This is a genomic window from Pseudomonas koreensis (genome assembly GCF_024169245.1).
Taxonomy (GTDB): Bacteria; Pseudomonadota; Gammaproteobacteria; order Pseudomonadales; family Pseudomonadaceae; genus Aquipseudomonas; species Aquipseudomonas koreensis_F.
Genome location: NZ_JALJWP010000001.1, coordinates 5,276,934 through 5,289,603, shown reverse-complemented (window position 1 = coordinate 5,289,603; position 12,670 = coordinate 5,276,934). Strand labels below are relative to the sequence as shown.

At 59.8% G+C, this 12,670-nt stretch carries 11 protein-coding genes; 9 read left to right on the top strand and 2 right to left on the bottom strand.

What is annotated here, in order from left to right; all coding sequences use genetic code 11:
* Window positions 1–18 precede the first annotated feature (18 nt).
* The 5 genes from fadA (at window position 19) to J2Y90_RS23395 (ending at window position 5,281) form a co-directional block, all read left to right on the top strand.
* Window positions 19–1,194 carry an acetyl-CoA C-acyltransferase FadA gene (fadA, locus tag J2Y90_RS23415; protein WP_016775495.1) on the top strand — a complete coding sequence of 392 codons (1,176 nt, stop codon included), beginning with the start codon at window positions 19–21 and terminating at the stop codon, window positions 1,192–1,194.
* Between the two features lie 93 nt (window positions 1,195–1,287).
* Window positions 1,288–1,524 carry a DUF1653 domain-containing protein gene (locus J2Y90_RS23410; RefSeq protein WP_129999685.1) on the top strand — a complete coding sequence of 79 codons (237 nt, stop codon included), beginning with the start codon at window positions 1,288–1,290 and terminating at the stop codon, window positions 1,522–1,524.
* A 114-nt stretch (window positions 1,525–1,638) separates the two neighbouring features.
* Window positions 1,639–4,272, top strand: coding sequence for a type I DNA topoisomerase (gene topA / locus J2Y90_RS23405; protein WP_253503835.1), 2,634 nt, complete (start codon window positions 1,639–1,641; stop codon window positions 4,270–4,272).
* A gap of 144 nt (window positions 4,273–4,416) precedes the next feature.
* Window positions 4,417–4,941 carry a DUF6586 family protein gene (locus J2Y90_RS23400; RefSeq protein WP_253503832.1) on the top strand — a complete coding sequence of 175 codons (525 nt, stop codon included), beginning with the start codon at window positions 4,417–4,419 and terminating at the stop codon, window positions 4,939–4,941.
* Between the two features lie 106 nt (window positions 4,942–5,047).
* Window positions 5,048–5,281: a hypothetical protein gene (locus J2Y90_RS23395; protein ID WP_003226592.1), complete on the top strand. Its 234-nt coding sequence runs from the start codon at window positions 5,048–5,050 to the stop codon at window positions 5,279–5,281.
* A gap of 97 nt (window positions 5,282–5,378) precedes the next feature.
* On the opposite strand, the gene sulA is transcribed toward J2Y90_RS23395, so the two are convergent.
* Window positions 5,379–5,852 (bottom strand): SOS-induced cell division inhibitor SulA, encoded by a 474-nt coding sequence (sulA, locus tag J2Y90_RS23390; protein WP_064365362.1) that lies wholly within the window; start codon window positions 5,850–5,852, stop codon window positions 5,379–5,381.
* A gap of 10 nt (window positions 5,853–5,862) precedes the next feature.
* Window positions 5,863–6,471 carry a transcriptional repressor LexA gene (gene lexA, locus J2Y90_RS23385; protein ID WP_016775490.1) on the bottom strand — a complete coding sequence of 203 codons (609 nt, stop codon included), beginning with the start codon at window positions 6,469–6,471 and terminating at the stop codon, window positions 5,863–5,865.
* 229 nt (window positions 6,472–6,700) lie between these two features.
* Between lexA and J2Y90_RS23380 the strand changes: the two genes are divergently transcribed.
* The 4 genes from J2Y90_RS23380 (at window position 6,701) to J2Y90_RS23365 (ending at window position 12,637) form a co-directional block, all read left to right on the top strand.
* A complete protein-coding gene (locus tag J2Y90_RS23380; protein WP_253503829.1) occupies window positions 6,701–7,408 on the top strand; it encodes a TetR/AcrR family transcriptional regulator in 708 nt (235 codons plus the stop codon).
* Between the two features lie 170 nt (window positions 7,409–7,578).
* Window positions 7,579–8,577, top strand: a complete 999-nt coding sequence (nagZ, locus tag J2Y90_RS23375) for a beta-N-acetylhexosaminidase (RefSeq protein ID WP_253505314.1) — start codon at window positions 7,579–7,581, stop codon at window positions 8,575–8,577.
* A gap of 13 nt (window positions 8,578–8,590) precedes the next feature.
* Window positions 8,591–9,328 carry an S-methyl-5'-thioinosine phosphorylase gene (locus J2Y90_RS23370; protein WP_253503826.1) on the top strand — a complete coding sequence of 246 codons (738 nt, stop codon included), beginning with the start codon at window positions 8,591–8,593 and terminating at the stop codon, window positions 9,326–9,328.
* A 9-nt stretch (window positions 9,329–9,337) separates the two neighbouring features.
* Complete coding sequence (locus tag J2Y90_RS23365) at window positions 9,338–12,637, top strand: DEAD/DEAH box helicase (protein WP_253503823.1); 3,300 nt, start codon at window positions 9,338–9,340, stop codon at window positions 12,635–12,637.
* The last annotated feature ends 33 nt before the right edge of the window (window positions 12,638–12,670 follow it).

Here is a 12,670-nt window from a genome sequence, read left to right as displayed (position 1 = left end):
TAGAGTGAGAGTGAACTTATGAGCTTGAATCCTAGAGACGTCGTGATTGTCGACTTCGGTCGTACTCCGATGGGCCGCTCCAAGGGCGGCATGCACCGCAACACCCGCGCTGAAGACATGTCGGCGCACCTGATCAGCAAACTGCTGGAACGCAACAGCAAGGTCGACCCGGCGGAAGTCGAGGACGTGATCTGGGGCTGCGTCAACCAGACCCTGGAGCAGGGCTGGAACATCGCGCGCATGGCGTCGCTGATGACCCAGATCCCGCACACCTCGGCCGGCCAGACCGTCAGCCGCCTGTGTGGCTCGTCGATGAGCGCGCTGCACACCGCTGCACAAGCGATCATGACCGGCAACGGTGACGTGTTCGTGGTTGGTGGCGTCGAGCACATGGGCCACGTGAGCATGATGCACGGTGTCGATCCGAACCCGCACATGTCGCTGTACGCGGCGAAAGCCTCGGGCATGATGGGCCTGACCGCTGAAATGCTCGGCAAGATGCACGGCATTACCCGTGAGCAGCAGGACGCGTTTGGCGTGCGTTCCCACCAGTTGGCCCACAAGGCAACCGTGGAAGGCAAGTTCAAAGACGAAATCATCCCGATGCAGGGTTACGACGAGAACGGTTTCCTGAAACTGTACGACTATGACGAAACCATTCGTCCGGAAACTACCCTGGAAAGTCTGGCGGCGCTCAAGCCGGCATTCAATCCGAAGGGCGGCACCGTGACCGCGGGCACTTCGTCGCAGATCACCGATGGTGCCTCGTGCATGATCGTGATGTCGGCGCAACGTGCACAGGACCTGGGTATCCAGCCGATGGCGGTGATCCGTTCGATGGCAGTGGCGGGTGTGGACCCGGCAATCATGGGCTATGGTCCAGTGCCGGCGACACAAAAAGCCCTGAAGCGTGCGGGCCTCGGCATCAACGATATCGACTTCTTCGAGCTCAACGAAGCTTTCGCCGCACAGGCTCTGCCGGTGCTGAAAGATCTGAAAGTGCTCGACAAGATGAACGAGAAGGTTAACCTGCACGGCGGCGCGATCGCCTTGGGTCACCCGTTCGGTTGCTCCGGTGCGCGTATTTCCGGCACCCTGCTGAACGTGATGAAGCAGAATAGCGGCACCTTCGGGGTGGCCACTATGTGCATTGGTCTCGGCCAAGGCATCTCCACCGTCTTCGAACGCGTTTAAGCGTCTCGTCGATGGAAGCCGGGGCCCAGTGCCCCGGTTTTTGTTTTTGGGTTTTTTATTTATTTTCGAAAAGATTTCAGTGAGGGCCGAAGCATGCCGATACAACCTGGGCTCTACCAACATTACAAAGGTCCGCAATACCGTGTATTCAGTGTTGCGCGGCATTCCGAAACCGAAGAAGAAGTGGTCTTTTACCAAGCCCTGTATGGCGATTACGGCTTTTGGGTGCGCCCGCTGAGCATGTTCGTCGAGTCGGTCGAGGTTGACGGCGAGCAGGTGCCGCGCTTTGCTTTGGTGCAAGCCGAACCGAGCCTTTTTGCCAAGGTTTGAGGCGACTGCGCAGACAATCCTGCGCTTGACCTCACCTTGTATCAACTATATATAGCGGTGCCGCGTCAGGCGCCAACCGCCTTTCACTTCTAGAATTCAGGAATTTTCTGATCCATGGGCAAATCGCTGGTCATTGTGGAATCCCCGGCTAAGGCCAAGACCATCAACAAGTATCTGGGTAACCAATACGTGGTGAAGTCGAGTATCGGCCATATCCGAGACCTGCCCACCAGCGGTTCGGCTAGCGCCAGCAAAGAGCCAGCCGCCAAGCGTGGCAAGGCCGCTGCGGGCGAAGGTCCAGTGCTCTCGCCGAAAGACAAAGCGCGCAAGCAGCTGGTCTCGCGCATGGGCGTCGATCCCGAGCACGGCTGGAAAGCCCAGTACGAGATCCTTCCAGGCAAAGAGAAAGTGATCGAAGAGCTGCGCCGGCTCGCCAAGGATGCTGACACCATCTATCTCGCAACCGACTTGGATCGCGAGGGGGAAGCCATTGCCTGGCACCTGCGCGAAGCCATCGGTGGTGACGACAGCCGTTACAAGCGCGTGGTGTTCAACGAAATCACCAAAAAGGCGATTCAGGAAGCCTTCTCCGAGCCCGGCGAGCTGGACATCGATCGTGTCAACGCCCAGCAGGCGCGTCGCTTCCTCGATCGCGTCGTCGGCTATATGGTGTCGCCGCTGCTGTGGGCGAAGATCGCCCGTGGTCTGTCTGCTGGTCGTGTGCAATCGGTAGCCGTGAAACTGGTGGTCGAGCGTGAGCGCGAAATTCGTGCCTTCAACCCTGAAGAATACTGGGAAGTGCATGCTGATCTGGGCACTGCCAAAGGCTCGACCGTGCGTTTCGAGGTCGCTCGCGAAAAAGGCGAAGCCTTCAAGCCGCTGAACGAAGCTCAGGCCATGGCCGCGCTGGAGAAGCTCAAGGCGTCCAGCTACAGCATCGTCAAGCGCGAAGACAAGCCGACCAGCAGCAAGCCGTCGGCGCCGTTCATCACGTCGACCTTGCAGCAGGCTGCGAGCAACCGTCTCGGTTTCGGCGTGAAGAAAACCATGATGATGGCCCAGCGTCTGTACGAAGCGGGCTACATCACTTACATGCGTACCGACTCGACCAATCTCTCGGCCGACGCCGTAGCGATGGCACGCACTTACATCGAAGACGAGTTCGGCAGGAAGTACCTGCCGGAAACGCCGAACGTTTACAGCAGCAAGGAAGGCGCGCAAGAGGCTCACGAAGCGATTCGTCCGTCCGACGCCAACACCACGCCGAGCAAGCTGGCGGGTATGGAGCGCGATGCCGAGCGTCTGTACGAGCTGATCTGGCGCCAGTTCCTCGCCTGCCAGATGCTGCCGGCGCAGTACCTGTCGACCACCGTCAGCGTAGGCGCTGGCGACTTCGAGCTGCGCGCCAAGGGCCGTATCCTCAAGTTCGACGGTTACACCCGTGTAATGCCGCAGATCGCCAAGCCTGGCGATGACGATGTACTGCCGGATATGGCGCAAGGCGATGTGATGAAGCTGATCAAGCTCGATCCATCGCAGCATTTCACCAAGCCACCGGCGCGTTATTCCGAAGCCAGTCTGGTCAAGGAAATGGAAAAACGCGGCATCGGTCGTCCTTCGACCTACGCTGCGATCATTTCGACCATTCAGGATCGCGGTTACGTCACGCTGCACAACCGTCGTTTCTATTCGGAAAAGATGGGCGACATCGTCACTGAGCGACTCTCGGAAAGTTTCTCCAATCTCATGGACTACGGCTTCACCGCCGGCATGGAAGAGAACCTCGATGACGTGGCGCAGGGCGAGCGCGACTGGAAAAACGTACTGGACGAGTTCTACGGCGACTTCAAGAAGAAGCTCGAGGTGGCGGAAAACCCGGACAGCGGCATGCGTGCCAACCAGCCAGTCATGACCGACATTCCGTGCACTACCTGCGGTCGTCCGATGCAGATTCGTACTGCCTCGACTGGCGTGTTCCTCGGCTGCTCTGGCTACAGCCTGCCGCCGAAGGAGCGCTGCAAGGCCACGGTCAACCTGGTGCCGGGCGATGAAATCGCCGCGGACGACGAGGGTGAATCGGAATCGCTGGTACTGCGCGGCAAGCATCGCTGCCCAATCTGCAGCACCGCGATGGATGCCTATCTGCTGGACGAAAAGCGCAAGTTGCACATCTGCGGCAACAACCCGGATTGCGCCGGTTATGAAATCGAAGAAGGCAGTTATCGCATCAAGGGCTATGAAGGTCCTAGTCTGGAATGCGACAAATGCGGCAGTGAGATGCAGCTCAAGACCGGTCGTTTCGGCAAGTTCTTCGGCTGCACCAACCCGGAGTGCAAAAACACCCGCAAACTGCTGAAGAGCGGTGACGCAGCGCCACCGAAGATGGATCCGGTGAAGATGCCTGAGCTTAAATGCGAAAAGGTCAACGACACCTACATCCTGCGCGACGGCGCATCCGGTTTGTTCCTGGCCGCCAGTCAGTTCCCGAAAAACCGCGAGACCCGTGCTCCGCTGGTGATCGAGATTCTGCCGCACAAGGACGAGATCGATCCGAAGTACCACTTCCTGTGCGAAGCTCCGCAGAAGGATCCTGACGGTCTGCCGGCGGTCATCCGCTACAGCCGCAAGACCAAGGAGCAATACGTGCAGACCGAAGTCGACGGCAAGCCTACAGGCTGGAAAGCGTATTACGACGGTGGCAAGTGGACAGTTGAAGACAAGCGCAGCGCGAAGGCCAAGGCTGAGTAAGCGTTAGTCTGAACAGCGAAAAGGCCGCATGAAACCTCAAGGATTTCATGCGGCCTTTTTGTTTTGTGCTTGCGGTGGCATTGGCTGATCCACGACACTGTCCGGCCTGTGTGAAGCAATTATTTCGTTGTGGAGGCTGCCGTCATGGCCCACGAACTCTATACCCGCACCAACCAGAAAATCTATTTCGCCGGCCTGTCACTGGAAGCTCTGGCTCGTGCAGAAGAAGGGCGGGCGATGAATTCTCTGGCGCTGATTCAGGCCGGGCGTGAGTCGGCGTTGTTCCACCTCTACGGCGCACTGCTGGGTCTGTGTCATGAGATTGCCGGCTTTTACCGGCTGCCGCAGGCCAATTCGCCGAGGGCGGAGGAGTTGCTGAAGCAGGAAGTCCTGGAATCGATCGCTATCCCGGAGCTCGCAGAAATGGTCGAGCTGGCCGGGAACTCGGAAACCTGGCTGGCCAAACTGCTGGCGGCGCACGCGGCACTGTTTCAACCTCCCAGGGTGCCACGCAAGCCGAAAGGCGACGTGACACAGCCGCTGATTCAGGCCATCAACCTGGATGAAGAAGAGGCGTCAGAAGAGCTGACTCGAGAGGAGCTGGAGAGCTGGCGACAGAGCCTCAAAGGCTTGGCCATCAGATTCCGTGAAGGCTTGAACGAGTGCTGACGGGGTTTGATGCAGTGGCAATCTGAAACATGCTGCTGGTCAAGATCCCGAGCGAAGCTCGAATGATGTCTATATAATCGCTGCCTTTCGTGGAGAACAGACTTATATGCCAACGTCCTTTCTAGAAATTGTCGAGTTACCAGACGGCCGAATTGAACTGCGCAGGGCTGAGGACGAAGGTTCCCTGGTGACGCTGGATTTCTCCGAGGATGCCAAGGCATTCCTGCAAGGCCAGCACGTTGAAATCGCCAAAGCGATGTTGAGCGTCGGCGTGCAGATGGCAGGTCGTATGGTTGAAGGCGAGTTTGATAAGGAAGAGGGGCCGCGGGTTCTTCATTGATCCACGCCTTGACCTTTTCTCGATCGCTTGCGCTTCAGATCGGCTTCTCTATCCATTGAGAAGCCCTGCGCTTCACACAGCGCGCATCACCCATTAATCAACCCAAACGAATGTTCAGACTCTGAGCTTCGCCCGTACGCGCGGCGCTGATCAGTTGTTGCCGCGAATTGGCATTCAGCGGGTTGAGCCAGGTAACTACCGTATGGCTGCGACCCAGGCGCAGCGCTTCGCACGCCAGTTGCTGAGCACTTTGAGTGCCGCGCGGTTGCAGCAGCAGAATGCGTTCGCGGTTCAGACCGGCATCGCGTAGCCAGGTTTGCGTCAGACTGGCGGGCGGTGCGATCAGCGTCAGCCAGCGAGCATCCTGATCCTCGCTGAGCTCACGCAGGATCGGCGCGAGCAGGTTGAGGCAGTTCCCGGCAGCACCACGCAGTGACAGCTCACTGAAGGCATCGGGTTTGGCATTCCAATCACGCTCGACCACGTCTTTCAGAATCGGCGCCATAGGCTGCGCCAGAAACGCTTCGAATAAAGGCAGTTGTGTTTGCTGAGGTGTGTGTGGGAACTGCATGGAGCCTCCTTTAGCGGCGAATGACGCCGACACTCAAGCCTTCGATCACCAGTTCCTGATCTTTCAGGTCGACTTCGATAGGGGCGAACTCGGGGTTTTCGGCGATCAGCCAGACTTTGCTGCCTTCGCGCTTGAAGCGTTTGACTGTCACTTCGTCGCCGATACGGGCGACCACAACCTGGCCGTTACGCGCTTCACGGGTGGTGTGCACTGCCAGCAGGTCACCATCGAAGATGCCGATGTCCTTCATGCTCATGCCATGCACACGCAACAGATAGTCGGCGCGAGGATGGAAGAAGGTCGGGTTGATGTTGCAGGATTCTTCGATGTGCTGCTGGGCGAGGATCGGCGCGCCGGCAGCCACTCGGCCAATGATCGGCAGGGTGGAGTCGTCGGCCTTGGCTTCGAAGCCGGGAATACGGATGCCGCGGGAAGCGCCGGGGGTCATCTCGATCGCGCCTTTGCGGGCCAGGGCCTTGAGATGTTCTTCCGCCGCGTTGGGCGATTTGAAACCCAATTCCTGAGCGATTTCCGCACGGGTGGGCGGATAGCCGTTGTCTTCGAGGCAACGTTTGATGAAGGCCAGAATCTCGGCTTGGCGTGGCGTCAGCTTTAGCATATTGATCGCTCTGTCTTTTTGTACAGTGACTGGGATTATATACAGTGAAGCGGTGTTGGCAATGGGCGTTTTTTCTCCGCCCGCCGAGTGGTCGCAAAGGGGACTTATTAACGCGGGTGCCTTGTGTGGTTAAATAGCTGACCGACCATTCCCAAAACGAACCGGCAGGCTTGACAAGGCACAGGCTGAAACGTATGTTTCAAACAAGTGTTTGTCAGGCGGAGTAGCCATGGCCCAATCGGAAACCGTTGAACGCATTCTTGATGCTGCCGAGCAGTTGTTCGCGGAGAAAGGATTCGCTGAAACCTCATTGCGTTTGATCACCAGCAAGGCTGGCGTCAATCTGGCTGCGGTGAATTATCACTTCGGCTCCAAGAAAGCGCTGATTCAAGCCGTGTTCTCGCGTTTTCTCGGACCGTTCTGCGTCAGCCTCGATAAAGAGCTGGAGCGCCGGCAGGCCAAGCCGGAGAACAAGCCGACCCTCGAAGAGCTGTTGGAAATCCTCGTCGAGCAAGCGCTCGTGGTGCAGCCCCGCAGCGGTAACGATCTGTCGATCTTCATGCGTTTGCTCGGCCTCGCGTTCAGCCAGAGCCAGGGCCACTTGCGGCGTTATCTGGAAGACATGTACGGCAAGGTGTTCCGCCGCTACATGTTGCTGGTCAACGAAGCGGCGCCACGCATTCCGCCGATCGAGCTGTTCTGGCGCGTACACTTCATGCTTGGCGCCGCCGCGTTCAGCATGTCCGGGATCAAGGCCTTGCGCGCGATTGCCGAAACCGATTTCGGCGTCAACACGTCCATTGAGCAAGTGATGCGCCTGATGGTGCCGTTCCTCGCGGCCGGCATGCGCGCTGAAACCGGCGTCACCGATACCGCCATGGCCAGCGCGCAATTGCGTCCGCGCAGCAAGTCCGGGCCGGTCGCCGCCAAGGTTTGACCGCGCACGGGTGGGCGCGGCAGCTGCTATCCGCTAAGCTAGCCGGCCATGCCGACTCTCGTACTGAACCCGATCTGCATGAATTCTGCTGACTGTCCGGGCACTGCCCACGGTAGCGGACAGAGGCAGATCGGGTTTTTCGTTTTCAAGGAATCTCTATGACTGCTGGCCTGCAAGGCTCGTTGATGGTGGACGTCGCCGGTACCTGGCTGACGGCCGAAGATCGCCAATTGTTGCGTCAGCCCGAAGTGGGCGGCCTGATCATTTTTGCCCGTAACATCGAGCATCCACGCCAGGTGCGCGAGCTCAGCGCCGCGATCCGCGCGATTCGCCCGGATCTGTTGCTGGCGGTGGATCAGGAGGGCGGGCGCGTGCAGCGCCTGCGTCAGGGTTTCGTCCGTCTGCCAGCGATGCGCGCCATTGCCGATAACCCGAACGCCGAATACCTCGCCGAGCAATGCGGCTGGATCATGGCCACCGAAGTGCTGGCGGTCGGGCTCGACCTGAGTTTCGCCCCGGTGCTGGATCTGGACTATCAGCGCAGCGCCGTGGTCGGCACCCGTTCTTTCGAAGGCGATCCCGAGCGTGCTGCCTTGCTCGCAGGCGCATTCATTCGCGGCATGAACAGCGCCGGCATGGCCGCCACCGGCAAGCATTTCCCAGGCCACGGTTGGGCCGAAGCCGACTCTCACGTGGCGATCCCGAACGACGAGCGCAGCCTCGACGAGATCCGCGCCAACGATCTCGTGCCGTTTGCCAGACTCAGCCAGCAACTCGCCGCCGTCATGCCGGCCCATGTCATCTATCCGCAAGTCGATCCACAGCCCGCCGGTTTCTCCCGGCGCTGGCTGCAGGACATCCTGCGCGGCGAGCTGCAGTTCGATGGCGTGATCTTCAGCGATGATCTGTCGATGGCCGGCGCCCATGTGGTCGGCGACGCCGCCAGTCGCATCGAAGCCGCACTCACTGCTGGCTGCGACATGGGTCTGGTGTGCAACGACCGCGCCGCTGCCGAACTGGCCCTCAGCGCCGCCCAGCGCATGAAAGTCAAGCCGTCCGCACGCATCGCGAAGATGCGCGGTCAGGCCTTCGCCAGCACCGATTATCGTCAGGACCCGCGTTGGCTCACCGCCCTCGGCGCGCTCAAAGATGCTCAACTGATCGATTAAGGATTTTTTCGTTATGACCGTTTACGCAATCATCGGTGGCACCGGCCTGACTCAGCTCGAAGGCCTGAGCATTCGTCAGTCGCTGGCAGTCGACACTCCTTACGGCGCGCCTTCGGCTGAGGTGCAGATTGGTGAATACGCCGGCAAGGAAGTGCTGTTCCTCGCCCGCCACGGTCACCCGCATCGCTTCCCGCCGCACAAGGTCAACTACCGAGCCAACCTGTGGGCGTTGAAGCAGGCCGGTGCCGAAGCGATCATCGCCGTGAATGCGGTGGGCGGGATTCACCCGGCCATGGGTACCGGGCATTTCTGCGTGCCGCACCAGATTGTCGACTACACCAGCGGGCGCGAGCACACCTATTTCGCCGATGATCTGGAACACGTTACCCACATCGATTTCAGCTTTCCCTACAGCGAGCCGTTGCGTCAGCGACTGATTGCCGCGGTTGCCGCCGAAGGCTGCGAATACAGCGATCAGGGCGTGTACGCCTGCACCCAGGGGCCGCGTCTGGAAACGGTCGCCGAGATCGTGCGACTGGAACGTGACGGCTGCGACATCGTCGGCATGACTGGCATGCCGGAAGCCGCGCTGGCCCGTGAGCTGGATCTGGATTACGCCTGTCTGGCACTGGTGGTGAATCCAGCCGCGGGCAAGACCACCGAAGTCATTACCATGGCCGAGATCGAGCAGGCACTGCACGATGGCATGGGCAAGGTGAAATCAACGTTGGCACGAGTGCTGGCCAGCTAAGGACTGTCCATGAGCATTTTCATCGAGCGGCTTAAAGGGCTGATATGGACCCACGCATTCAGTAGCAAGGCGTTGGCCAAGGCCCGCGCTTATGCCGCCGATGACCGGGTCGAGATCCTCGAGATCGATGACAAGAAGATAGAGGCGTTCTGCGTCGGTTCGGAACTTCAGGCGTATGAGCAAAGCATTTACCTGTCCGAAGATCGGTTGGGATCGGTTAGCTTGCGATGCCTGTGCAGCTGTCCTGTTGCAATCGACTGCAAGCACAGCGCGGCGGTGATCTATCACCTGCTGGGCACGGGAGAGGATGCTTCTGACAACGACGCACAGACCCCGTTGGGGCGAGCGCTCGAGCATTGGCTTTCAACAATTCCCGTGCCGGCCAAGCCTGCTGAAGAAAGTGCGCAAACCGCAGTCACGCGTCTGTTTTACAAGCTCAAACCGACGTCTGCGAACGGTAAGTGGCTGCTCGATATTTTCAAGGTCTACCAGCTCAAGAGCGGCGAGTTACGCGAAGTCAAACCGATGTATTCGCTCTCGGAAATGCTCATGCGCCAGCCGGGTTATCTGTCCGAGCTGGATCTGCGAGTCGCCAGGCTGCTGGTCGCCATGCATTCCCATCACGCCTATTACAGCGGCTATCCGCTGGAAGGCAGCAGTGGGGCCGAACTGCTGGAAATGCTCCTGCGTACTTCGCGCCTGTTCCTCGACTTCGAAGACTTGCAGCCACTGGCACCGGGCGCGAAACGCGTAGGCCAGTTCTCTTGGGCCAAGCAGGCCGACGGCGGCTTCCGCGCGCAGTGGAGCAGTGCCGAGGTCGCGCAGGAAACCGTGCTGGCGCTGGAGCCGCTTTACTACCTTGATCGCGAGCAGCGCCAGGTTGGCCCGCTGTTCACTGAGCTGGAAGAAAAACTCGCCTGCCATTTGACCCTGGCTCCTGACATTCCGGCGCGTCAGGCCATGCAGTTCAGCCATCGCATGAGCGCGGCGACCCCAATTGCGCCACCGCACAAACTCACCGAACGAATCATCGATGACGTGCTGCCGCAGCCGCAGTTGACCCTCGTCAGCGGTCGAGAACGCTCGCGCTGGGAATATGTGCTGGAGCACCGCGCCGCGCTGGTGTTTACCTACAACGGTCATCCGGCGGTGGATCGCAACCCGGAAGTGATGATCCTCAACGGCAGCGAAACCCAGCGCATTCAGCGTCAGCCCGCGCTGGAAAAGAAGCAGCGCCAGAGCCTGCAAAAACATGGCTTCAAGAAAGCCACGCGCAAAAGCGCCATGGATCGTCCCGGCGAGATGTTTACCTTGCCGGATGATTCCGCCTGGCTCGGTTTCATGCACGAAGGTCTTGCTACGCTGCGCGCCGCTGACTGGGAAATCGAGATCAGTCCCGGTTTTCATTTCAATGTGGAGCAGGTTGAGCAGTGGTACGCCGAGGTTGAAGAAGAGGCCGGGCATCAGTGGTTTGATTTGCAGTTGGGCATCGTCGTCAACGGCGAGCGCTACAGCTTGTTGCCGATTCTTCTGCACCTGTTACGCACCCAGCCGCGCTTGCTCGACCCGGTCAATCTGGCGCAACGCAGCGATGACGAAAAACTCCTGATCGAACTCAAGCCCAGCGGTTTTGGCGACCCGGCGGGCGCCAAGGTCGCGTTGCCGCTGAGTCGGGTCAAGCCGCTGATGGCCGCGCTGGGCGAGTTGTACCTGGGCGGACACCAGGGCGATGCGCTGCGCTTGACCGCTCCAGACGCCGCGCGCCTGAGCATGCTCGATGGCGTGCCGCTGGATTGGCAGGGCGGCGAACGTCTGCGGACCTTTGCCAAGCGCCTGCAGAATTCCAGTCACGCCCATGCTGCTGCGCCGGCCGGCCTCAACGCGCAGTTGCGCCCGTATCAGCTCGAAGGCCTGAACTGGATGCAGACGCTGCGCGAGCTGGAGGTCGGCGGCATTCTTGGTGATGACATGGGCCTGGGCAAAACCCTGCAGACCCTGGCGCATCTGCTTACGGAAAAACACGCCGGGCGCCTCGATTGTCCGGCACTGGCGGTGATGCCGACCAGCCTGATTCCCAACTGGCTCGACGAGGCCGAGCGCTTCACGCCGCAGTTGAAAGTGCTGGCGCTGCACGGCACCGGGCGGCAAAAAGACTTCGCCAATCTCGCCGAATACGACCTGGTGCTGACCACTTATGCATTGCTGCCCAGGGATCTGGAAACGTTGCAGCCGCAGGCGTGGAGTGTATTGATTCTCGACGAAGCGCAGAACATCAAGAACCCGCTGAGCAAAGCCGCGCAGGCTGCGCGTGACTTGCAGGCCCGTCAGCGCTTGTGCCTGAGCGGTACGCCATTGGAAAACCATCTCGGCGAGCTGTGGTCGCAGTTCCATTTCCTGATGCCTGGCTGGCTCGGCGACAGCAAATCGTTCAACCGTGATTACCGCACGCCGATCGAAAAGCACGGCAACGTGCAGCGCATGCAGCACCTGACGGCGCGGATCAAGCCGTTTTTGCTGCGGCGCAAGAAGGATCAGGTGGCTACCGAGTTGCCGCCGAAAACCGAGATCATCCATTGGGTCGAACTCAGCGATGGTCAGCGCGACGTCTATGAAACGGTGCGCGTGGCGATGGACAAAAAGGTCCGCGACGAAATCGCCCGCAGTGGCGTGGCGCGCAGCCAGATCATCATCCTTGATGCGCTGCTCAAGCTGCGTCAGGTCTGCTGCGATCTGCGCCTGATCAACATGCCGCTCACCGCCAAGGCGCTGCGCTCGGGCAGCGGCAAGCTGATCAGCCTGATGGAAATGCTCGAAGAATTGCTCGGCGAAGGCCGGCGGATTCTGCTGTTCTCCCAGTTCACCTCGATGTTGGCGCTGATCGAGGAGGAGTTGCAGCAGCGTGGGCTCGGCTATTCTTTGCTGACCGGCGACACCACCGACCGGCGCACGCCGGTCAAGAATTTCCAGGGCGGCAAAGTGCCGTTGTTCCTGATCAGCCTCAAGGCCGGCGGCACCGGTCTGAACCTGACGGCGGCGGACACGGTGATTCACTTCGATCCGTGGTGGAACCCGGCGGTGGAGAATCAGGCGACTGATCGGGCTTATCGTATCGGCCAGAACAATCCGGTGTTCGTCTACAAATTGATTGCCAAAGGCACCGTCGAGGAGAAGATCCAGGCGTTGCAGCAGGAGAAAGCGGCGCTGGCCGGGGCGGTACTGGAGGGTGGCACGACGGGTGGATTCAAACTGGAACAGAGTGATATCGAGGCGCTGTTTGCGCCTTTGCCTGTTTCCAGGGATTGTAGGTAAGGATTGAAACCGGGGTGGGGCCATTCGCGAGCA